The 23,897-nt window shown below is 42.5% G+C and carries 18 protein-coding genes and 2 pseudogenes; 5 read left to right on the plus strand and 15 right to left on the minus strand.

Annotation, left to right across the window (positions count from 1 at the left end; genetic code table 11):
* The coding region (locus ACHZCY_RS08800) for a transposase (RefSeq protein ID WP_319548627.1) at positions 1-578 on the plus strand (578 nt) is incomplete at its 5' end.
* A 117-nt stretch (positions 579-695) separates the two neighbouring features.
* Here ACHZCY_RS08800 and ltrA read toward each other — a convergent pair.
* Positions 696-2,042, minus strand: a complete 1,347-nt coding sequence (ltrA, locus tag ACHZCY_RS08805; RefSeq protein WP_319548628.1) for a group II intron reverse transcriptase/maturase — start codon at positions 2,040-2,042, stop codon at positions 696-698.
* Positions 2,043-3,345: 1,303 nt separating this feature from the next.
* Here ltrA and ACHZCY_RS08810 point away from each other — a divergent pair.
* The gene (locus tag ACHZCY_RS08810; RefSeq protein ID WP_319548629.1) at positions 3,346-5,058 is read left to right on the plus strand and encodes an IS1634 family transposase; all 1,713 of its coding nucleotides are present in this window, start codon (positions 3,346-3,348) and stop codon (positions 5,056-5,058) included.
* Between the two features lie 232 nt (positions 5,059-5,290).
* Here the strand turns inward: ACHZCY_RS08810 and ACHZCY_RS08815 are convergent, their stop codons facing one another.
* The 10 genes and pseudogenes from ACHZCY_RS08815 to ACHZCY_RS08860 all read right to left on the minus strand — a co-directional run bounded on the left by ACHZCY_RS08815 (position 5,291) and on the right by ACHZCY_RS08860 (position 16,533).
* Positions 5,291-6,961, minus strand: coding sequence for a putative transposase (locus ACHZCY_RS08815; protein WP_319548630.1), 1,671 nt, complete (start codon positions 6,959-6,961; stop codon positions 5,291-5,293).
* 55 nt (positions 6,962-7,016) lie between these two features.
* Positions 7,017-7,496 (minus strand): helix-turn-helix domain-containing protein, encoded by a 480-nt coding sequence (locus tag ACHZCY_RS08820; RefSeq protein WP_319548631.1) that lies wholly within the window; start codon positions 7,494-7,496, stop codon positions 7,017-7,019.
* Positions 7,497-7,731: 235 nt separating this feature from the next.
* Positions 7,732-8,928 (minus strand): polysaccharide pyruvyl transferase family protein, encoded by a 1,197-nt coding sequence (locus ACHZCY_RS08825; RefSeq protein ID WP_319548632.1) that lies wholly within the window; start codon positions 8,926-8,928, stop codon positions 7,732-7,734.
* 483 nt (positions 8,929-9,411) lie between these two features.
* Positions 9,412-9,807: pseudogene (locus ACHZCY_RS08830) on the minus strand (integrase core domain-containing protein); the annotation flags it as partial.
* 45 nt (positions 9,808-9,852) lie between these two features.
* On the minus strand, positions 9,853-11,565 hold the full coding sequence (locus ACHZCY_RS08835) for an IS1634 family transposase (protein WP_319548633.1): 1,713 nt from the start codon (positions 11,563-11,565) through the stop codon (positions 9,853-9,855).
* 164 nt (positions 11,566-11,729) lie between these two features.
* Positions 11,730-12,297 (minus strand): annotated as a pseudogene (locus ACHZCY_RS23605) (transposase family protein); the annotation flags it as partial.
* A gap of 7 nt (positions 12,298-12,304) precedes the next feature.
* On the minus strand, positions 12,305-13,690 hold the full coding sequence (locus ACHZCY_RS08845; protein WP_319548634.1) for an IS4 family transposase: 1,386 nt from the start codon (positions 13,688-13,690) through the stop codon (positions 12,305-12,307).
* An 88-nt stretch (positions 13,691-13,778) separates the two neighbouring features.
* Positions 13,779-13,910, minus strand: a complete 132-nt coding sequence (locus ACHZCY_RS08850) for a hypothetical protein (RefSeq protein WP_394713395.1) — start codon at positions 13,908-13,910, stop codon at positions 13,779-13,781.
* 290 nt (positions 13,911-14,200) lie between these two features.
* Positions 14,201-15,343 (minus strand): alkaline phosphatase family protein, encoded by a 1,143-nt coding sequence (locus ACHZCY_RS08855; protein WP_319548636.1) that lies wholly within the window; start codon positions 15,341-15,343, stop codon positions 14,201-14,203.
* Positions 15,344-15,345: 2 nt separating this feature from the next.
* The gene (locus ACHZCY_RS08860) at positions 15,346-16,533 is read right to left on the minus strand and encodes a hypothetical protein (RefSeq protein WP_319548637.1); all 1,188 of its coding nucleotides are present in this window, start codon (positions 16,531-16,533) and stop codon (positions 15,346-15,348) included.
* A gap of 380 nt (positions 16,534-16,913) precedes the next feature.
* On the opposite strand from ACHZCY_RS08860, the gene ACHZCY_RS08865 reads away from it, so the two are divergent.
* Positions 16,914-18,131: an ISL3 family transposase gene (locus ACHZCY_RS08865; protein ID WP_319548638.1), complete on the plus strand. Its 1,218-nt coding sequence runs from the start codon at positions 16,914-16,916 to the stop codon at positions 18,129-18,131.
* On the opposite strand, the gene ACHZCY_RS08870 is transcribed toward ACHZCY_RS08865, so the two are convergent.
* The 4 genes from ACHZCY_RS08870 to ACHZCY_RS08885 all read right to left on the minus strand — a co-directional run bounded on the left by ACHZCY_RS08870 (position 18,079) and on the right by ACHZCY_RS08885 (position 20,714).
* Positions 18,079-18,771 carry an IS66 family transposase gene (locus ACHZCY_RS08870; RefSeq protein ID WP_319548639.1) on the minus strand — a complete coding sequence of 231 codons (693 nt, stop codon included), beginning with the start codon at positions 18,769-18,771 and terminating at the stop codon, positions 18,079-18,081. The genes ACHZCY_RS08865 and ACHZCY_RS08870 overlap by 53 nt on opposite strands.
* 73 nt (positions 18,772-18,844) lie before the next feature.
* The gene (gene tnpB, locus ACHZCY_RS08875; RefSeq protein ID WP_319548640.1) at positions 18,845-19,162 is read right to left on the minus strand and encodes an IS66 family insertion sequence element accessory protein TnpB; all 318 of its coding nucleotides are present in this window, start codon (positions 19,160-19,162) and stop codon (positions 18,845-18,847) included.
* A complete protein-coding gene (locus ACHZCY_RS08880) occupies positions 19,159-19,344 on the minus strand; it encodes a hypothetical protein (RefSeq protein WP_319548641.1) in 186 nt (61 codons plus the stop codon). The genes tnpB and ACHZCY_RS08880 overlap by 4 nt, the downstream gene beginning before the upstream one ends.
* A gap of 242 nt (positions 19,345-19,586) precedes the next feature.
* Positions 19,587-20,714: a UPF0236 family transposase-like protein gene (locus ACHZCY_RS08885; RefSeq protein WP_319548642.1), complete on the minus strand. Its 1,128-nt coding sequence runs from the start codon at positions 20,712-20,714 to the stop codon at positions 19,587-19,589.
* Between the two features lie 918 nt (positions 20,715-21,632).
* Between ACHZCY_RS08885 and ACHZCY_RS08890 the strand changes: the two genes are divergently transcribed.
* Positions 21,633-22,790 (plus strand): glycosyltransferase, encoded by a 1,158-nt coding sequence (locus ACHZCY_RS08890; RefSeq protein WP_319548643.1) that lies wholly within the window; start codon positions 21,633-21,635, stop codon positions 22,788-22,790.
* Positions 22,791-22,893: 103 nt separating this feature from the next.
* Positions 22,894-23,841 (plus strand): IS1595 family transposase, encoded by a 948-nt coding sequence (locus tag ACHZCY_RS08895; protein WP_319548644.1) that lies wholly within the window; start codon positions 22,894-22,896, stop codon positions 23,839-23,841.
* Positions 23,842-23,897: the final 56 nt, after the last annotated feature.

The raw sequence follows: 23,897 nt of genomic DNA on the forward strand, positions 1-23,897 counted from the left end.
AGCAAATCACTTTGCAGGAGTACATTGGAGCGATAGAGGAAACCAATGAACGTGTTGCCCGAATCACCAAGACAATAACCACGTATGTTAAAGAGTGGCGGCTTGAACCTGTTGTCACGGCAATACAAGCCTTGCGTGGTGTTTCGCTCTTGACAGCTGTTGTCATCGTGGCAGAGCTCGGCCCACTGACTCGCTTTGCTAAACCAACGGAACTCATGGCATACCTTGGCTTGGTTCCTTCGGAACATTCCTCTGGTCCAACCATCAAACGTGGAAGGATTACCAAGACAGGGAATGGCTATGCCAGAAGAGCACTGGTTGAATCAGCCTGGACGTATCGTTTTCCCGCACGGGTTACCCGCCATATCCGTAAACGCAGTGATCATTTGCCGATGCTAATACGGCAAATAGCCTGGAAAGCTCAAGTGAGGTTATGCGAGAAATTCAGAAGGCTTAGCGCAAAAGGGAAACCACCCCAAGTGGTGACTACGGCAATAGCCAGGGAGTTAATAGGTTTTATTTGGGCTATCAGTCAAGAGGTTGAACCTATAGGTCATTTGACAGGGGAAGCATTATAAATTTGTTGAGTAGTCATTGAATCCGTCCCACTAAGGCCCAAATCCTATCGGGTCAGAGGGAGCCCAACGGCTCCCGTCTGCCCACAGAACCGTGCGTACGGGTCCGTACACGGCTCCTCATGTAATTCGTATCCATCGATAAACACCAAACCAATGCTTCAGCATTGCATTCGACCTGAGTTGCTGTCCCAACACATCGGTAAACCAGCGGTTGGGGTAGGCCTTGTGCAAAGCCTTTGTCCACGACAATGCCCATCTTCCATTATTCGATTGCGCTGTTTTCGCAGCATGCCCTTTGGGAACACCACGCTTGATAAGTTTCTTATACAGATGGCGACGTCTCTTCTGCTGGTCGACAATGCGAGCTCGGAGTCTCCTCCTTATATGTGCTTCGATTTTAACGAACTGTGATGGATATTGGGTCATCAGGTAATAACCCGACCACCCCATATACCATTCATTTATTCGCTTCATTGTCTGTTCCAGCGATAAGTACGTACCTCGAGGTGTCAGCTCCTTTACTTTCTGCATAGCCCGTTGCATCGATTGGCGGGAAATAGCTACCGTCCCATCGATAATGGTCATGCCCAGGAACTTCACTTCCCGACTTAGACCAACCTTGCTTTTCTCTCGGTTGATCTTCAACTTGAGTTTCTGTTCGATGAACTTGCTGATGCTGGTCATCACTCGGTTCGCTGACTTCGGCGACCTAACGAAAATATTACAGTCATCAGCATAGCGGCAGTACTCAAGGCCACGTCGTTCTAACTCCCTATCAAGCTCATCGAGCACCACGTTACTAAGCAGTGGGCTCAACGGGCTACCCTGAACCGTGCCTTCTTCAGTGAGCTGCACAACACCGTTCACCATCACACCACTGCGCAGGATCATGCCGATCAAACGAAGTATCCGTTTATCGGCAACATGCTCGGCAAGCAGATAGATAAGGCGGTCGTGATTTACTCGATCGAAAAATTTGGATGGGTCAATATCAACTACATACTCTTTGCCGCCCTTCACGATCCCTTGCGCCGCTTCCACCGCCTGCTGCTGGTTATAGCCTGGGCGGAAGCCGTAGCTGTGGTCGGAAAAGGTCGGGTCGAGTATTGGCTCCAGCAGTATCTTGAGCGTAGCGTGAACCACGCGATCGCGTATACAAGGTACTCCTAGTAACCGGACACCTGCCCCTTTACCAGGCTTTGGTATTTCTACCCGGCGAACAGGATGTGGTTTGTAGCTCCAGCCTTCGAGATCCTTCTTCAGCCGGGCTAGCTCCTTGTCGAGGCAGCTTTCATATTCTTTGACAGTTACTCCGTCTATACCTGGAGCACCACCATTCTTCTTTACCGCCTTGAACCCCGCCTGCAAATTATGCAGGTCACAGAGCTTTACAAAAAGACTTCTTTCATCAACAAATAGGTTCAGTTGTCTCGTTTTGCTTGCTTCCTTGGGATGTTTCCTCATCGTTCCGCATTCACTTTGTTGTCACAGGATGTCTACGTCTCCCCTGCAAAGAGAACTCCAATGGCTGAACTCAAAACTTCCGCTCATAACGAGAGTCCTTTACCAATTACATGTTCCGCCCTTCGGCTCCAACGTCCCTGTCGCTTTCCGGTAGTTTTGCCCTCGGATACGTCACCGTATCGTCATCAGCTACCGATTTTACGCCTACTACGGCTTCTTCTACAGACCCTCTGTCCGTAACTTCACATTGCTGTGTTGCTTAGGGCTTGGCTGTCGCACTTACAACGGCCCGGCACAGACGGCCCTTCACCGGGTAAGATCACGCACTTTCCCTGCCCACCCACCTCCTATACCCTGCGGAGTACGGAAAGGATATCGGGCTTCGGTAGTTCGGGGTACCTCGCCCAATCCGCAAAGCCTTCCAGAGGTTCGCACCGAGCTTGTGTGACAGGTTTGGCTACGGCTTCCTTCAGATCCCTCATTGGCTCTCCTTCACCGGGTTATCCCTCCTCGGGCAGATCAAGAGAGTTTCTTCGGGCACCCTTGCCTTTGCCTACATATTCCCTCCTTTCAGGGGTTATGGCTGGACTTACACCAGCTAGTTCGTGACCATGCCGGTCACACCCGACGAGCAATATGGAGCCCATTCTCGGAATCGGGCCTTGACGGGACTACCGAAGTAGAGAACTGAAAGGACACGGTACCAACTATTAAAAAAAGGAGGCAGGCAAGGAAAACAAAAGAACAGTCCAGCCCTGAACATTGTCAGGGGCGCAATCACGGTATGGGGAATCCTCGGTCCGGGTTTTAGGATAAGGTTTAACCGAACTCCTGCAGTTAGAGAAAGGCAGCCCCACGACGTAGCCAAGTCAGGCGGTACCCAACCCGCGAATATCAGCGTGAACAACCGTCGTTATACTGATTCCGCCTCTGATAATGTCCAGGGAACTTAAGGCTATAACGCCGAAAAAAACGGACAAGAAATCTGCGCTTTTCCTTGACACTGTCAAACATATCAGCCCGCATTTCTCATAAGACTAAAGAAAAAAGGCCATAAATGTTGTAAAATTATCGTGTTCTCAGGACGATAACCCCAACAACAAAAGTGGCCTATGAAAACAGACAGGAGTTTAATATTTTTTAATTCCGCCAAGACATTTTCCATGTAATATCAGTATGTTGCCAGACATTAACCCGTAAGACCCCTCCGCTGTCCGATATCCACCCTTTAAAAAATACGGAAAAACAAACTTTTTTTCATTTTTATCTTGCATGCGTAAGACCTAATTATTACAATCATGACATGGCGCACATACACAAAAAAATGAAAAACGGTAGACCCTATTACTACGTCAGAGAGATGGCCAGGGTTGACGGCAAGCCAAAGGTTATCAATCAAGTATACTTGGGGTCGCCCGCCCGGATTCTCGAGATGGCCCAAGGAAAGAGCGACCTCCCCAGCAAGTTACAAACGCAAGAATTTGGTTCCCTATGGCTGGCGAATCTTGTTGAGCAGGAGATTGGTATTGCCGGGATAATTGATGGAATTATCCCTCAAGCCAAGGGCGCCGGTAAGCCCTCCATTGGTGATTATTTCCTTTATGCCATTTATAATCGTATGGTTGCCGCATGTTCAAAACGCGCCATGCCCGAATGGTATAAGCACACAGCGATTCAACACATTCGACCTGTTCAGATTTCGGAGTTGAATTCTCAAAAATTTTGGCTGAAATGGGATCAGGTAAGCGAAGAGCATCTAACTTCCATAACCGAAGAGTTTTTTCGACGTGTCAACGAAATCGAACCACCCGCTTCTGATTGCTTCATGTTCGACACAACCAATTACTACACCTTTATGGCCAGTCAAACAGATTCTAAACTTGCTCAAAGAGGGAAAAGCAAAGAGGGACGCAACTGGTTACGCCAGATAGGCCTTGCGCTCCTTGTGGACAGAGATAAGCGTATTCCTTTTTATTACAAAGAATACAAGGGAAATTGCCATGATTCCAAGGTGTTCTTGGATGTTGCAGGCGATCTTTTTTCGGTGATGAGAAAAGAGACTGCTGACGACACATCCCTGACCATTGTTTTTGATAAAGGGATGAACAGCGAAGAAAATATAGCTGCAATAGATGCCAAAGAAAATGTGCATTTTATTACAACGTACTCGACGTATTTCGGTGAAAAGTTAGCCTCCACCAAATTGGATTTGTTTACTCCCCTTGATACGGAAAAGAATAAAAAGTTGATCGAAAATGATAAACATGACGATCTCTTACAGGCCTATCGGACCACTGGAGAATATTGGGGGAAACAACGCACCGTAATAGTGACCTACAATCCACTAACAGCCGCAAAGCAGCGTTATGGATTTGAAAAAAGGTTGCTGAAGTTGCAGGACTTTCTGTTTGAAATGCAAAGTAAAGTGAGCCGCGGGACTTGCCATTGGCGCAACAAGGCAACCATAGAAAAACGTTATAAGGAGCGGTGCGCAGAACTCCATTTGCCCTCGGATATCTACAAGGTGGAGATTTCAGTTATCGATGGAGCCCTCGCGTTCAATTTTAAGAAAAATTATTATAAAATCGAACGATATATCGAAAGGCTTGGCAAAAATATTCTGATCACCGATATTGAGGATTGGGAAACCGAGGAGATCGTGCAAGCCAGTCTCGACCGGTGGGCAGTAGAAGAAGGTTTTCGTCTTACTAAAGATGAAGAGCAGATAGCCATGCGGCCTATTCGTCATTGGACAGACAGCAAAATACGTTGCCATATCTTCACATGCATAGCTGCTCTGACTCTTCTCAGACTCATTGAACTACGATTACGCAGGGCTGGCCTGAACATTACGGCAAAAACGGCCATGCAGAGCATGCGGCAACTGCACTCATGTCTCTTGTTTATGCCCAAAAAGAAAGAAACCGTCAGAATGCTGGAGGATCCGGATGACCTGCAGGGTCAAATTATTCGAACCTTTGGCGCACAGATAGTCGATGGGGTCTTACAGCGATGACAGGAGAATTGCGTCGACAAAACGGTATGTTGGCAAGATTAATCTTTTCTAACCGATAAACTCCTGACAGAGTGTACTCAAGTTAAAGATGTATTATAAGCACTTGGAAAACGGGAAATCGTAGCAGACTTTAACGGTGGTTCTATCACTGTCAGGGGCGACCTGAAAGTGTAGTTGGGCTTGCGTTTTCGGAATGTAGGCACATCTTCAGAACACCGGACCTCGGTAAAATTTAAGAAGATACCAGCTGGTACACCATGCGCAATTCTGTGCCCGGAAAGATGGTCCGGGTATCGTTGAGCTCACGGCAGAGACGCTCCACCGATCTGACACTCCTCCAATTTGCCAGTTGATGAAGCCGGACGATCAAGGTTTTTGCCTCATCGTCAGGAATAAAGTCCGCCTCGGTGGCATATATGCTTCGCGCTAAACTCCTGATATCATCTTTTCGTCTCACACCTGGTCGTAATGTGTTCACCATAGCTGTTTCCGCCCTGTAGGCGATCATCTTGACAGCATCGATCAGGTGCTTACTCTCTGCCGAAAGTTGCTTGAACTTATCCTCTTCGGGTAAGTCGTCTATTTGAACGTGCTGTGGAGTACCTTTGCGCAGTGCCTTTAAGTCATCCACTGATTTCTGTAGGGCATCGACCTCCTCCAGCAAGGTCGCCTTGCGGGTTTCATACGCATCGACTTTTTCAGGGTCGATGTCTTCCTTCAAGAGAACCTCGTTACATTCACACTGTTTCCGGCTGAGTTGACTTATCGCTTTACTGGCCTCACCGTCCACCTCCCTATATTGTGGGTTGACCACCTTGGTGGACTCAGGAATATCTGCAAGCGTGTAGCCTACAAGCCTATCCAGACCAAAGTGTTCGCGCATATACTTGAAAAAGTTTTCCTGGGACCATCTGGCGAACATGGCCCGGGCAAGTTCCGATGGCGACTTGATAAAATCAGTGGCGATAATAGAAGTCTGGTGCCCTGATTTACTCAGCTTACGTATCTCCCGGACCCACAAAACTTTGCCAAGCAAGGCGCCCCGTTCAGCCAGCAGCATGTTGACTTTTGATCCAGCTGCCAAGTTAACCTCATACTCTTTAAATTCACTTTCGTCCCATGCCTCGTCTGGGTACTTATGGTAGCTCAAACAGGCTATCCCTTTTTTCAGCATCTTGCGGATGAACCGAGGGCTGTAGCCTTCACGGTCAAATACCAGGGTGAAACGTGGGGCATCTTCCTTGGTGAACAGTTCGGATTGACACGGAAGGTATTGTTCAAGTCGAGGTACAATGTCATCTTCAAGTACCTGCAACATTCCTGGGTCGACCACTTTGTTCACCTTAAAAAATGGTTGCCCATCCATGGCATTGACCCAGTAATCCACTGTTGCTCGCAGACATAATTTTTGTCGCGCAACATGATGCCGGGGCAGTTCTGTCTGGTGACCATTGTAGACCCGGACATGTCCATCAACATACAGCACGCCTGCAGATTGCGGAAACAACCCCATCCATTCCCGGGCAAGTTCTGAGGCCCACAGCACGCTGTTTTCAGATAACCCTTTGATCTTTTGACGAAGCGTCTTAACGTCAGGTATGCGATCCAAACCAAGCAGATTACCCCATTCCCCCGGCGAGCTGTATCGCAGTGATTCTATCGTTTGAACTCGCCCCAGAGCCATGAAAGCAAGCAGTAGAAAAATGCTGTCCAGCCGGTAAAACCCTTGGGGTAGAGAAAAAAACCGCTGGGCATGGCGCAATAGCCCCAAGCTCAATAAAAAAGGTAAGGCAAAGAGAATCTCACCATTGGGAACGTCGAGTTGTTTTTCAAAGACTGGGTCACGCGGGCCAGCCTGATACAGGCTCGAAATAACACGGCCGACGATGTCGGTAGCTCCCATGCCAAGGGGAGAGGAAGCGTCCTCAACACTTCTGCTACTTTTACTGACGCCCTCCTCAACTATTGCCGGAAAGTGCTCTTTTTTTTTCCGGATGGTGCAATCTCCCAGCCAACACCGCTTTACGAAGCGTAGTAGCCTTCAAATCTAGCTTGCGTGCAATGTCCGGGATGCTTTGGCCGTTATCTAGGAGCCCTTGGACTTCTTGAACAACCGATGGCGTCAGGACCGCAGGACCTCGTCGTCTAGGCTCCTCAAAAAAGCCGGCTGCCCCCTTTTCGCGATAGAGTTTCACCCAGCGCTTCATGCTGATCTTGCTGACACCAAAAGCTCTGCAAATTTCTGCCTGCTTGGCACTGCCGTTGACATACAATTGGCTGGTAAACATCTTGAACGTTTTTTTGTCGTCAACATGGTGAGAAAATACTGGCAGGCTTCCATAAATGTACGTGAGGGTGTTGCCTTCTCGGACAACCCCGAGGTTGTTATTGATCGGGGTCACTCCTTCAGGGAATATGGGGAGTTGCATCTGTGGCATGGATAGGGTTCCGCCTAGGGGTAAATTGGACCTTTCAAGAATAAGTGGTATCTTATCTAAATCCATGCCACAGAACAAGTGTACTTCAACATTCAGCCAGGAAAATTAAAATTTAACCAGAAGTTCAGAGTGTTACCGTGCAGCATCTGACGTCGCGAAAACTACCGAGGCCCGGTGTTCTGGAGGTATGATACTGAAGTGTAAGCTATAGCGTCATGGATTCAGGGATAACTTATTATTCAAGGCTCCTTAGAGATTTGGCAAGAAAAGACATTGAGCACTTTCTAAGATCTTCAATTCGTTTTGATACAGCATTATAGTTTATTTGATGTTCAGGAAAAATATTATTTACACTTAAAATATCATCTTCTTTAATAAATCTATCCTCTAGTTTCAGTTGTCTCAATAAAGATAATAGTCTTTCGTTACCTCTTGACTCTGTGTACCTACAATAAAACTGCTTGTTGAATAAAATAGAAATACAAACACAATGATAGGAATCAGTAATAACCAATTCGCTTTCCCTGATATGGTGAAGCCATGAGGGCACAGAGTAATAACTTCTTTCGACAATATTTTTTTTAACTATTTCTGATTGATAATATATATTCTTGATTGTCGATCTTTTTTTGCTAGCATACTTGGTCAAAGCATTATAAAAGACTGGATTAATATCTAAAAGATAATAAACAATTTCTGGTTTTACTTCTTTATTTTTATCATTTTCAATTATAAGATCGAAAAAATTTCTACCAATTAACAATGTAGGATCTAGTACATGCTTAGCATCAACATTAAAAATTGCTTTACATATATCAACACCTGAACTTTCTCTAACAGATATAAAATCAAATCTATTTATAAGTTTTTTTATATTTTCTGTAAAACGTTTTTCATTTATTGATTCCCAGTGATCAGATCCAAAGCTTGCCGCGTAAGCAATTTTAAGACTTTTTTCATTAGCAAAGTTCAAAAAATGTACTTCTTTACCGTTTCTGCCGTAACTTGGTCTCCATACTTGATCGCTTCCAACAACATAAGCTATGTAGTTTAATTTTTTTTTAGCTATATCTTTGCTTGAATTGTAAGCAGTATCACTTATTGTTATCCACTTTTTTCTAAATGAATCAAAAATATTAGATGTATCTTTGTAAATAAGTATTTCATCTTTATCTTTTTTCGTTTTTATTTTTTTTATTATGTCCTGAAATCCAATTTCATTGTGTATAAATTTTACAAATAAATTACAAATTATTTTGAAAAAGCCGATATTATTGTTTTGCGGAACAAAATTAATATGTTCAGCTTCATACCCTGCGCTCTTTATCAGTTTTTCTAATGCTGCTGCCTGCAAAACTGCCCCATAGTTACTATTTGAATAAAAAAAATTAATTATTCCAATTTTTTTATTTTTATTTTGTTGGATATTCATTTTCCCTCATCAATGTCAGGTTTTTGTCTACCATTAGGGTTTATCGAATCAATTATTACAGTATACCAAATTAGCCTTCCACTTCAACTATCTGAAACAATGTCTTTCTGTTATATTTATTTATCATTTCACAAAACCGATCGTGAATACCAACGAACTTCAGCCAACTTTAAAAAGCGCTGTCGCATTGATGGTGTCCGCATTGCTACATCTAGCAGCAGATCAACCATGGTATGCAACTCAAACCTCCGATTGAATAGATAGCGAAATTCTGCAAGATACCGTGGCAGGTGACTTGAGCTCAAGGGAGGGCAAGTCCCATGTAACGAATTTTTATATTACCGATCATGATATTAAAAAATTTAAAAACACCAAACTCATCATATCCGTTGTCTGTACGGGAAATAATGGTTCATCGGGTAATCGCGTACTTTTGTGAAATAGATGGCGAAAGGACATAGCATAAGACATGTTGTTTGGAGTCTAAGTGTCAGGTCCTGAGAGATTGCAAACTCTTTTGCAAAATATTCTTGGGTGCGTTTTCTGCCAATTTTTCAGTGCCTGAATTGGTGTGATATGACCGAGTGATTCCTGAGCAATATGGTGATTATAGATCTGGCCGTATTTAAGCAAAGATTCCTTTAGGTGGCTAGCCGATATAAATTTGGTTTGCTTGAGGATGTCTTCAATTCGACCATTGAATCGTTCCACCATCCCGTTTGCTTGAGGGTTTCTTGGTTTGATCAGGCGGTGCTCGATACCATGATTGGTGCAAACTTTATCAAACAGGTGGTTGCCTGTTGGTTTCCTCTGGCCAGCTGCACAGAAGCGATCCGTAAATTCTTTGCCATTGTCAGTCAGGAGTTTATCGGTTAGAAAAGATTAATCTTGCCAACATACCGTTTTGTCGACGCAATTCTCCTGTCATCGCTGTAAGACCCCATCGACTATCTGTGCGCCAAAGGTTCGAATAATTTGACCCTGCAGGTCATCCGGATCCTCCAGCATTCTGACGGTTTCTTTCTTTTTGGGCATAAACAAGAGACATGAGTGCAGTTGCCGCATGCTCTGCATGGCCGTTTTTGCCGTAATGTTCAGGCCAGCCCTGCGTAATCGTAGTTCAATGAGTCTGAGAAGAGTCAGAGCAGCTATGCATGTGAAGATATGGCAACGTATTTTGCTGTCTGTCCAATGACGAATAGGCCGCATGGCTATCTGCTCTTCATCTTTAGTAAGACGAAAACCTTCTTCTACTGCCCACCGGTCGAGACTGGCTTGCACGATCTCCTCGGTTTCCCAATCCTCAATATCGGTGATCAGAATATTTTTGCCAAGCCTTTCGATATATCGTTCGATTTTATAATAATTTTTCTTAAAATTGAACGCGAGGGCTCCATCGATAACTGAAATCTCCACCTTGTAGATATCCGAGGGCAAATGGAGTTCTGCGCACCGCTCCTTATAACGTTTTTCTATGGTTGCCTTGTTGCGCCAATGGGAAGTCCCGCGGCTCACTTTACTTTGCATTTCAAACAGAAAGTCCTGCAACTTCAGCAACCTTTTTTCAAATCCATAACGCTGCTTTGCGGCTGTTAGTGGATTGTAGGTCACTATTACGGTGCGTTGTTTCCCCCAATATTCTCCAGTGGTCCGATAGGCCTGTAAGAGATCGTCATGTTTATCATTTTCGATCAACTTTTTATTCTTTTCCGTATCAAGGGGAGTAAACAAATCCAATTTGGTGGAGGCTAACTTTTCACCGAAATACGTCGAGTACGTTGTAATAAAATGCACATTTTCTTTGGCATCTATTGCAGCTATATTTTCTTCGCTGTTCATCCCTTTATCAAAAACAATGGTCAGGGATGTGTCGTCAGCAGTCTCTTTTCTCATCACCGAAAAAAGATCGCCTGCAACATCCAAGAACACCTTGGAATCATGGCAATTTCCCTTGTATTCTTTGTAATAAAAAGGAATACGCTTATCTCTGTCCACAAGGAGCGCAAGGCCTATCTGGCGTAACCAGTTGCGTCCCTCTTTGCTTTTCCCTCTTTGAGCAAGTTTAGAATCTGTTTGACTGGCCATAAAGGTGTAGTAATTGGTTGTGTCGAACATGAAGCAATCAGAAGCGGGTGGTTCGATTTCGTTGACACGTCGAAAAAACTCTTCGGTTATGGAAGTTAGATGCTCTTCGCTTACCTGATCCCATTTCAGCCAAAATTTTTGAGAATTCAACTCCGAAATCTGAACAGGTCGAATGTGTTGAATCGCTGTGTGCTTATACCATTCGGGCATGGCGCGTTTTGAACATGCGGCAACCATACGATTATAAATGGCATAAAGGAAATAATCGCCAATGGAGGGCTTACCGGCGCCCTTGGCTTGAGGGATAATTCCATCAACTATCCCGGCAATACCAATCTCCTGCTCAACAAGATTCGCCAGCCATAGGGAACCAAATTCTTGCGTTTGTAACTTGCTGGGGAGGTCGCTCTTTCCTTGGGCCATCTCGAGAATCCGGGCGGGCGACCCCAAGTATACTTGATTGATAACCTTTGGCTTGCCGTCAACCCTGGCCATCTCTCTGACGTAGTAATAGGGTCTACCGTTTTTCATTTTTTTGTGTATGTGCGCCATGTCGTGATTGTAATAATTAGGTCTTACGCATGCAAGATAAAAATGAAAAAAAGTTTGTTTTTCCGTATTTTTTAAAGGGTGGATATCGGACAACGGAGGGGTCTTACGGGTTAATGTCTGGCAACATACTGATATTACATGGAAAATGTCTTGGCAGAATTAAAAAATATTAAACTCCTATCAGTGAGGATTTTGTTGATAATAAAAGGTTCTGCATTAATGAGATTTTTTAAAAACCTTTCAGCTGATTTTGCCGACTTATTTGGCCTGATCTCAATGCAAATCCAGCGTGCTGCACGGTCAATAGCTGCAAAGAGGTACTCTCCTACTCGTTTCATCAGGCATTTGCGGCAGGAACTTGAGGTCAACATGGATAAATCCAGGTTCATATAATTTGAACGACTTTCTGGGTTTGGTCTCGGTTTCTTCAACTGGAATGAGTTGCTTCAGATTGGATATTCCTTGACGGCGCAAGCAGCGATCCAGGGCAGAGCGAGACATTTCAGGCTGAATGAATTCACGAATTACCACAAGAAGGTCATCTAGAGGTAAGAGCAGGGTCTTACGTAGTTCGACGACTATAGCCTCTTCCGTTTGAGAAAGTGTTGTTTTGAGATTATGTGGGCGATGAGATTTGTCTTCCACAGTGTCCCTGTTTTTACATTTTCTAACGGTGTCTTTGGTGATGTTATATTTCTCAGCAAGCTCCTTTACCGAAAGCTCAACTTTTTGGGTTGCCTCATTTTGCTGTTTTACCCTTTAAAACAGCGGTACACGCCTGGTGCGAATTCAGGATATCAACAGCCGTCCCCATGATTACATCGATCATTGATGAAATTATTTGCTCCGAGAATTCTCCTGTAGATCGTATTGCATCCAGGACCAGGGCCAACAGGCGCTTCATCGATTCCAGCAGGCTGATGTCGGCCACCTCATCACAACAGGCATGGAACAGGCTGCCTAGCGTCCGCGGGTCGTCATAATGCCTCTGTTCAAAAGCCAGGAAAATATAACGAGTCATGACAATGGTTGTATGTCCGATGAGGCCATCGTAGTCACGGAGTTGGACCTCACGCTCAAGGTTCAGGTGCTGCTTCGCCATTTTAAAAAACACTTCTATGTCCCAGCGTTTTCCGTATATCCTGACTATTTCCTCATCGGCAAGCTCGAGGTCAGTGCTGAGCAAGGCCAGCCATTTCCTTGTATTGCGATGACGAACAAAAACGACCTTAACCGCCGTTCCCCCTTTCATTTCTACTACAGTGCTGGCAAGGACTTTTGCCAGTCCCGGTTTTTTACGCAAACGCTTGTATAGTTCACTCAGCCGGACATGGACATTTTTGTGACAATAAAGAACGCTTTTGAGATCCTTAGCCATGCAGATTACCGGTATGTCTTTGCTCAGTCTGGCAATCAAGCCGGAAAAGCAGAACCAGCTGTCCAGCAGGAGGTAATCAGCTCGTACTCCTCTAGCCAGAACACGCTTGACCATTTCTTCCAGCACCGCTGGTGTTTTTGTCGTAGCTTCCTTCCGGCGCTTGGAGCCACAGCATCTTTTGTCCAGCTCTTTGGTGGATTCTTGAAGCCGGTTCTTTTTTGCCACTGAGGAGCGAAGGGCGAAATCCAACGGGACAAAGCTCGCTCCATCCGACCAGCCTAACTGCAAGAGTTTAAACCCATTAAGGTAGCGCCTGCTGTTATGGTCAAAAATTCTTGCCAGGAGTTCCACCTTTTTGGAACGGCCGCGATCGTAGACGCTGTCATCAGCAATCAGAACTTTTACCCGGTCATCATTAGTCAATGCATCGTAATATCGACAAACCAATGCACTTAATTTGAGCATGAAGGCTCGCCAATTGTACTTGGGCGATGCCAACAGCTCATAGGCAGCGTCTTTGCCAAAAGCAACATTATCATTGAGCACGATCCCTCGATAAAAGTTTGCTCCTTGGAAAGGAAGCATGAAGATCGCTTGAAAAATTACTAACGGTGTCGTGCCTTTGAGTTTGCGTATTCCGCTGGTATTGAGCAAAGTGCCGATCGTGAAGGTGTCAAAGAACGATGCAATTCGAGATTGCAGCTGTTTTGCCTCTTGTTGTGCTTCGAAATAACTGGTAGTTTCCATAAAAGCTCTTTCTTCCTGGTATTGTTGGTTTTTTCGCAGATCCCAATATACCAGAAAGCGAAGAGCTTTTCTTTTTTTTATGCTATTTTCAGGTGGTTGCTATATGTTTTCTGTCATGCGCTTCCAACCCCGAAAGTTGAGCCGAAAGGTTAGATCGCCTAACCTCTTCTCTGATGGCTGGAGTGGTGCGAGCCAGTTTGTGCAGTTTAATATTCATCATGGTCCCTCTGAAATTATCCTCTACCGCGCTTCGCTTGTTAACCTTGTTTTTCCTATCAGGCTTCGTTCCTCAGCCAGACAGAAAAAACAAGGTGCTACTCTGGACTAAGTACTCCGTGAAGCATGTGCCTAGCACGAAATAAAGGATAACTCATTTTTGAGAGATAATCACTCGGGACGTTACATCTAGCTAAAAATAATGGCTCTTCATGAAACAAAGTACGCTTTAGTAGGATGAACCAAGGTTCCCAGTGGTTAAAAAAATAATTCTATTTGTTCAAAGATGATAAATTAAACACTACTCTCTTGTTTAAAAATTGACATTAGGTCGATTATAGAATTAGGTGTATGCGTACCTTTGTTTGACAGGTAGCTGCCATACGAAAATTGATCATTTGGATGGAATCCATGCATACCTGACGGAATGTATGATGAAATAAAATTCGGAGCTATAACCGTCCCAGGATTTAACAAATAAATTATATCGCCGTACCTGTTGTCAGTAAAATTTAACCCAAATTCATTGAGCATGTTTTGATTCAAAACTGTTCCATTTTCGCAAGAATACAGCAGCTGAAGAATTTCATTTTTTGACACATCATTTTTTGCCCAAAATCTAGCCATAGTACTATCGTATACTGCAAAGTAATCAATACCTAGTTGAAGAGATGAGGATTCGATTATTTTTCTCAAGTCTAGGGTATGGTATACAGGTGTCATTCCATGGTCAGAAAATATAAAGAAATTAACTTCATCATACCTGTCTGTTGCAGTTTGAAAAATTTCGTGTAACAATTGAGAATAAACTTCAAGCTTTTCTTTTACAGCTATTTTTTCTTTGCACTTTTCATGTAAAAAAGAATCAATTTCCGCGAGATAAGCAAAGTGGATAGATGATTTTTTTTCTTTTATGTTTTTGTGTAGAATTTTTATTATATTTATATCATCATTTTCATGATATGTGTATGAGTAATATTTTATTGATTTTGACGTCCAATAATCAAAAATTGATTCACACCCAGGTATACCACCAGTCTTATATATGTTCTTTTTTTCTACTAAGTCAAAATATGGCAACATTACTGTTGGGACACCATATGAAGAAAAATAGCCTTCATGTTTTGTCACTTTTTTTGTGATTACATTTATTATTTTTCTTGAATACCTGTTTTCTACGCATCTCGTTGGGAGATACTTAAAAGGTTTTACCCAACGAAAAGGTGATTTTTTTTTGTTTAAATATAGCAAGTTCCATTGCCCATGGTTTTCGGGAGTTTTTCCAGTTAAAATCGAAGGTATTGCGCCCGAAGAGTACCCTAAAATAGTTTTTAAAGGGCGTCGAAATTGCAACCAAGGGGCAAAATCAGAATCATTCAAGTATGTCCACCCTAGTGCATCTATCAGGATAAAAACAGATATTTTTTCAACATTCATGTCTATGTAGTCCTTATGTAATTTTTCCAAGTTTTAGTAACTCGATCAATGTTACCCAAGTGAATGGCTTGCATGTCGTTTGTTACATGTGATTTGTTTATTTTATCACCATTCATCGAAGAAAACAATGAAGCGTAAATTTGATACATCTCGTAATAGCACAGTAACTGAGGGTTGATCGAGAAAAATCTAATTGAAAAATTGAATGTATAATTGCTTATATTTAAGCAGTATATCTTAACCCACTTGCCCCACATTTTAATATTTATAACAGGTGGTGTGGTTTCGTATATTTTTAAGCTTGACTTGGCGCTTTTAAGCTGGTTAGAATTGGCAATAATACTTTCTGACTCCCATTTCCATACGGGGATCAACATTCTTGCAACATCTTTCATGCAATTATAAACAACGTCCTTGTCAATATTTTCAAAATTTTTTATTTTCCAGTATTTTTCAAAGAGTTCAATTGTTGGATTAAGCTTGCTTTCGTAAGAAAGTACAAATTTATCTTTAAATTTTAAAAGATGAATATATATATCTTTATTGTTACTTTTTGTTTCTTCTATAAAAAAAGTTAGCCTCTCTCTGTAGGTCGGTTTGTAATTGCCATTAAAAATCATTACAGATCCCATGGTGTCTATATAAATTTTTATTATATTGTAAAAATCTATGATATCGATATGGTCGCTTTTATGAAATAATTTTTTAAAAAGCAAAAGTTGCTCTGCAACTCTGTTGCATATAAGAAAAAAAGCGTCTATTTTAGGCACTTTGAGGGGATCTATTTGATTGAAAATATTTGAAATGGAATTGTCTCCCCAGACTACTTGATGATGATGATACAGCTCAAAGTTAAAGATGGTGTTTGAAAGATTTTTTAAATAACTTGGGCAGGCAGGAGTGTACTCAACTTCACAATTTATCCCTAAATTATACAATGTTTTCTTTGCTTTTCCTGAAATTTCTTTTAGCCTACATTTAATTTTTGGCAATAGATTGGCTTTACTTTGAGGGAATATCACTATAAACTCGATATCACCTAGAACATAGCTATGATTCTTAAGGTAGAGTAGGCTTTGTTCATTTCGAGAAAAACTTCCAGTGAGTATGACCGCAATCGGAAGATTTTTGTCGATTGCGAGGTCTCTTATTAGTGCAGTTACACTATTATTTATTATGATATCTTTCATTTAAATGCTTTCCTTTGATAACTTATCGTCAACAGAGTATGGTCATTGGGTCAATGTAGTAACTCATAGGTGAATTCAAATTGCAAGTGCACTATGAGTTATTTTACTGAAAATATCATGCGGTGAGCATCCGAATTTTATGGAATTCTTTAACAACCCGACACTCTTTTTCTATGAAATTCGTTTGTCGTAGGTATTTCTCTCCGGGTGCATCCGACGTTTATGGAATCATTTAACACGCCGCATCCTCTTCTCTCGTGAGACCTTTTTTGGTTCTTCCGGATTAAGCGTACTTTACTTGCATAAACCTGATTGCCAAAGGACATGGGAGGAGACATGTTGTTTGTTGAGAACGCAAACAACAAAAGGAGGTCTCCGCCATGTCCACAAGTTTACTTTATCACGCTTTCGGGATTAAGGGATACGATTATGTGCGCACTCAGTATCACGGCGGGAATATTATCTTTACCATTGAGAGAAAGCCTTTTTGTCTTTACTGCCCCTGTTGCAAAGGAAAAGATATTATTCGCCACGGTGCCTTACCACGCTGGTTCTACTCTGTGCCCTTGGGTGGCCGGCCTAGTTATACCGTGACATATGTTACTCGGATTGAGTGCAAGCAATGTCGTATAACTCGGCAGGCTGACATTAGTTTTGCCGATAAGAGAGTAACTTATACCAAGGCGTTGGAACGATATGCCTTAGGGCTTGCCAGACACATGACCATCAAAGACGTTGCCAAACATTTGGGGATCAGTTGGGATATCGTCAAGGGGATACAAAAACGCTATCTTAAAAAACGGTATAAAAATCCCAAGCTCAAAGAGCTTCAATTAATCGCAGTGGATGAAATCAACATTGGTAAAGGGCGTTACTTCACTGTAGTTCTCAATTTCAAAACCGGAGCCATTGTTTTTGTTGGTGACGGGAAAGGTAGTGAGGCTTTGGAGCCCTTCTGGGCAAAATTAAAACGAAAAAAATCGGTTAAGATTAAAGCGGTAGCAATGGATATGTCCCGGGCATACATCAAAGCAGTGACCGAAAATTTACCCAATGCCACGATAGTCTTCGACCATTTTCATGTCATCAAGCTTTTTAACGAAAAACTCTCTGATTTCAGAAGGAAGCTGCTTGATACCGCCCATGAAATTATGAAGAAATCTGTTTTAAAGGGTTCTCGCTGGTTGCTTCTCACTGCCCGAGAGAAGCTTGCAGATAAACAGAATCGTAAAGTCAGACTTGAGCGGGCATTGGCTTTGAATGAACCCCTTGCAACTGCATATTACATGAAAGAAGACTTGCGGCAGCTTTGGGGGTGGGGCGACGACAAGCATGCTGCGACCTGGCACCTGGACAGCTGGATAGAAATGGCAAAAGCGTCTGGTATGTTGATGCTTGAAAAGTTTGCTCAGACACTTGAGCGACATCGTGACGGTATTCTTGCCTACTTTAATTATCAGATTACCACGGGCCCTCTTGAAGGTATTAATAACAAAATTAATACGATGAAACGACAAGCGTACGGCTTTAGAGACATGGAGTTTTTCAAGTTGAAAATAATGGCTCTTCATGAAACAAAGTACGCTTTAGTCGGATGAACCGAAATATATCGGCTCCAAGCCGGTCAAATTGCCGTTCCTGTCTGTAAAAAGGCAGAGAATCGACAAATTTAGCGGTAAGTATATGAGCCATGAGCCCACAGCTTGCGATGGCCTTGGGGAGTAGCTGCACTGGCACAGGAGCAATTTTCACCGTCGGCCCTTTTTCCGCCGCATTCTCACAATGCTTGCAGCTGTATTTGGGCCTGATGTGACGAACAACCTGGATGACGGCCGGAATGATATCGAGCTTTTCAGAGACCTCTTCACTAATCCTGCTCAGTTCGGCACCACAATGACAGATCTTCTCCTGTTCATCGATATCATGGATGATTTCAACACGTGGCAGATTATCAGGAAGTGGCTTTCTTCCTTTTTTCCGTCGAGTATGTTTTTCTACCTCAACAGGTGCTTCTGGAGTTGCATCAGGGTCCGGCTCCGGCATATCAAAAAGCGCAAGCTGCGGCGATTCTTCACCATACCGACTTTTTTCGCTTTTCCTGCCAAACAGCTTGTCGTAGAGATGTCGTACCTGTTTCTGGAGCAGACACACTTCAGCAGCGTGGGATTCCTGCAGTTCGCAGATGATTCTTTTGAGCTCATCAGGGTCGTCTGGCAATATGGAACAGTCTAAAATCATGGCAAATAATATACCATTACATGCCCTGGATTACCAGGCGTTTCAGCGGAAAGAATAGAGAGTTACACGGCATTTACCCAGTAGAATTATAGGGTAGTCGCTGGTGGGCATGGTCCATATCCAGGCCGTGCAATAACCATTCGAGCGCAACCTGATTCACCTCCATCACCTCCTCTTCTAATCTTTTCAACCAGATACAAAAGCCGTTATCAGCCCAGTAAAGGATTTTTACAATATCACGTTTCCTGTTGCAGAACGCGAAAAAGCTACCGGAGAAGAGATCCAGGCCGAACTGTTCTTCGACCAGAAGTGACAGTCCGTTTATGGATTTCCACATATCAGTGGCGCCTAAGGCAATATAGACCTTGGTGTCAGACGGCTTATAAATCATAGCTGCTCAAGTGTCTTTATCAGCTTCGTAAGCGTTGGTGTTGAAAATTCCTCTGCAAGGTCGATGCGATACTTATCATCGCCAATGCGTATCGATATTCCTGCTGAGGAAAAACTTGATTTGGTTTTGGAAACAGACTGCACGGTCAAGGGGTAAAAACGTGCTTTTTTCTGCCCGGTCATGCTCAACCGTCTTTTCCAGTAACCAAATGTTGCCAATGCTAGGGAGTGCTGGCGTGCTGGCGACAGTATTACGCTTGGGTGAGGGAACTGCTGTTGCAGTTCTCAATGTGCCGCCGCCAAAAGTCGGCTTTGGATTCGGTCTGGTTTTCCCTGGTCTCTGGTAACATGGTATGCCTCCTTTGAATTGGGGGCATACTGAAACATGTTGGCAAGAAGATGGAAAGATGATGTTCCTAAGTCGCTTACTTTGTTTTGAGATAGTTGACCAAGTTGCCCCGCTCTGCCTTTGCTTCTGCAGTTTTACACTTCATCCGGTTCAACCCGGCGATCACGTGAGAAGCATTATTATGAAACAAGCGCACCTTGGTTTGTTCTATCCATGAACGGGCCTTTTCCTTTTCAGGAAAGTGAATTTTGGCAAAAGCATGTAAATGTTCTGAGCAGTGATAATAATCGAGAACTTGCCGACATTCAGGGAAATACTCTTTGACGCAGTCCCATATCCACTTCGCTCCATCACCAACAAAACACAGGCGAACTTTGTCCAGTGGAATGACATCCTGTCTCCTCAGGTCAGCCAGAAACTCGCGGAACTCATTGACGTTACTGATTTGATGCCAGCTTAAAAGGTGGACAACTTTATCTTTGTCGAGCAGGTAACCACGAATACCTTTCGCCTCGCGCCAACAGTGGGGCTGCCCTTTTTCTTCTGTCCTGATCGGTACCATGGCACCATCAGCAGAAAAGACGAGTACAGGTCGGCGGTAATTGTCTTCAGAGATATACTCCACAATTTGAGCAACTTCCTCGGCAGTTGGAGTAATTTCGGCAAGGCTGATTTCCGAGGCGACCTGATTGGTAAGTTTATGCACTGTATCCGCACAAATATCAAAACGGTATATTTCGTTCATCATCTCTGCAGCTTCCTCAAAAGTTTCCTTGGCACCGAAAAGGGCTGCTATTTTCTGCATATCATATTGGTACTTACCATCCCTGAGATTAAGAGCATCTTCATATGGGGTATGAACAGCCTTGCATTTTGGGCAGACATAATACGGGCAGTTAATTGTTATTGTTCCAATTGTGGTAACGCATTCTCTTTTATTGTCATATTTCTTATGCACCCTGGAACCACAATCATTACACGCTGGCGAGGTGATGTGTCTGCCAAGTTCGCCTTGAACAATAATCTGAACCAGTTCTGGGTCTATTGCAGGGTACTTATTTCTAATGTTTTCGATTATCTCAAAAAGGGTATTATTAGGCGCATCAACACACTGGATAATATGATCAATTTTTCGATCAAGACTTGTATCGTACATGTCTTTATAGCTCTCTTTCCAAACCTGTGCTTTTTGCGCTCTCGCCATGGCATAACCTCTTGATTTTGCAGAGTATTATACCATAAAAGCGTTTGCCTTTGAACTAAAAAGCTAGCTCAAATATCTAAAATTACTAACTAAATTGCCCTTAAGAGTGCTCGGTTTACGCATTCCATAAACGTCGGATGCACCCCTCGCAAACTCGCAAACGGCCTTGCACTTGATAATGTTTGGTAGAAGTTGTAAAATGTACAAGTGACCCAACACGACACAAGATATTTTTCTTTAAAATGTAATAATTTAAACATATTTTCCGAATTTTATTGGCAACAGCAACAACTCAATATTTAAAAATATAATATTTACTCTATGAGCCTAGTTAAAAAATTAGCATTCAGTTTAAAAACGCAGAACCTTAAAAGCACCTTATTCTGGACAGTTTATGGCACTTTCCGTATTCATAAGTTTCTTGTTTACAGGTCTAGCTCAATTCCGACCCCCCCTCACTATGACTGTTCTATCCAGTTGTCTAGTACTACTATTGAAGAGCTTGATGCGTATAGATATAAAAAAAAAACTTACCACTTGAATTTTATATAGATAAAATAGAACATGTACAGCGTTGTTATGCTGTTTATGATAAAAAAATCATAAAATATATTCACTGGCTGTATACCAGTAGAGATCAAAGCAGATTTTTTATCTTATCAGATGATCAGGCTGAAATTAATTATTACACAGTTGTCAACGAATTTAGACGGAAAAATATTGCTTCATCTGCTTTGTATAAAGCAAGAAGTTTACATCATATAGAAGGTTTTGCTGACATTTTTTGCGCTGTTCACTCAGAAAATATCGCATCACATAAAGCTTTAGTAAAGTCGGGCTTCAAGCCTGTTCGAAAAATAATACACTTCGGTTTGTATCGTCCAAGAGTAAGCATAAAATCATAAAAGTGCCGAATAAATGACTGATTCAAAAAGAAAAATTAAACTGTTGTTTGGGTTAAATACTACAACCAGAGCAGGGGTAGAAGAACATGTTTTATCTCTATTAAGTAAATTAGACCCTAATGATTTTGATTTTTTCCTCCTTACAACTAGCTGTTTACATAAAAAAATTAAAAACGACCTGTCTTCGCTCCCTGTTAAACATATCATCGTAGATGTAAAAGGTTTTTTTGACTACAAATCATTTTTTAAAATTTTTTCAATCATTAAAGAAATCAAACCTGATATTTTACATTCGCACATGTTTATATCAGGATTCTATTACTCCCCAATAGGTTTCATGTTAAAAGTTCCAGTTATAATTGAAACTATTCACGGAATTGAAAGACATCGAGCGGAAAAGGGAAATTGGGGTAAATACAGTTTTTTTATTGACAAATGCTGGAGTCACTTTACCGACAAATATATAGGTGTAAGCAATGCTTGCTCACGTGACATCAACGACTTGAAGGGTATAGATAAAAATAAAATTAACACAATCCATAATGGCAGAAATTTAAATTATTACAAGCCAGTCACTTATAAGCAAAAAAAACTATCAAAAAAAAGATTTGGAATTAATAACAAAATATTCGTTTTCGGTACACTCGCAAGACTTGAATACCAAAAAGGACATGAATATTTACTTGAAGCCACATCATTGCTATTGAATAGAATAAGCAACTTCAAGGTGCTAATAGTTGGAAGCGGTAATCTTGAAAAACACTTAAAAAACAAAGCGGATCGACTTAAACTTTGTGACAATATTATCTGGGCTGGATTTCAAAAAAATATATCTCAATTTTTATCAGCAATGGATGTTCACATTTTGCCTTCTTTATACGAAGGATTACCTCTAGTTGCTATAGAAGCTTTAGCTGCAAAGGTGCCAATGATTGCGACTGATGTTGATGGGACTCCAGAAGTCATAATAGACAACATAACGGGACTATTGGTTAAGCCTCGTAATGCTCAAGATTTATGTGAAAAAATGTTTTTTGCATACTCCAACCAAAAAGAAATGGAGAGAATGGCCAGTAATGGCTATAGATTTGTCCATGATAATTTCACAGAAGAAATACAAATTTCAAAAACAAAATGTTTGTATCTCGACTTACTGCATAATAAAATGTGATTACCACTAAACTTCAGCCACATTTATTTTGAGGGTTAGTCACTATATGATAACCCCGCTATGTCATAATCAACCAAGATTAAAATAACCGGGAGATTAAGACATGGCCAAGAATCCAATTCAGTTTCAAAAAGGTTTGAGTTTGACAGCTTTTCTTGCCCAGTACGGTGATGAATCAAAATGTTACCACCCTTTATTTACATTCCGCTGGCCCCAGGGCTTTGTATGTCCCAAGTGCGGACATACGGACCATTGCCAAATCGCATCGCGAAAGGTTCTTCAGTGCAATTATTGTCATACTCAAACATCGTTAACCGCCGGGACCATATTTGCATCGACCAAATTGCCGTTAACAGTGTGGTTCCTTGCGATATACCTCATTAGCCAAGCCAAAAATGGTATTTCCTCGTTGCATCTTGGCCGCACCCTTGGAGTATCTGCCAATACAGCACTTCGCATTAAACATAAACTCCAACAGACAATGAAGGAAAGGGATGATTCCCAACCGTTGCACGAGCTGGTGGTTATCGACGACGCGTATTGGGGCGGAAAGAAATATGATGGGGTTCGAGGTCGTGGAGCAACAGGAAAAACACCCTTTGTGGCATCAATTTCACTCACCGAAGAAGGGCATCCTGTCAAAATGCGTTTGAGTAAGGTTATCGGGTTCACAAAAGAGGAACTGACAGGCTGGGCAAAAAAACACCTCAACCCTGATACCTTGGTGGTATCAGATGGCCTCAACTGTTTCCCCGGTGTTGAGGATGCTGACTGTGAGCACGAACCCATTATTTCCCGTACAGAGAACGGGTATGATGAATTTGGTGTCTTCAAATGGGTCAATATCATGATCGGTAGTGTTAAAAATGCGTTACATGGGACTTACCATCACGTGAGCCCAAGCCACCTGCCACGGTATCTTGCAGAATTTTGTTATAGGTTCAACCGGCGGTTCGAATTGCACACCATGGTTGATCGGTTAGCGTACGTGGCAATGCGGACACCGCCAATGCCACAGCGCCTGTTAAAGTTGGCTGAAGTTCGTTGGTAATCACATAATAAAAAAGACTCTTTGCATAGTTGCAGATGAGAAGGGGGCGCGTCCAG

The sequence above is a fragment of the Desulfogranum marinum genome (assembly GCF_963675105.2).
GTDB classification, from domain to species: Bacteria; Desulfobacterota; Desulfobulbia; order Desulfobulbales; family Desulfobulbaceae; genus Desulfogranum; species Desulfogranum marinum.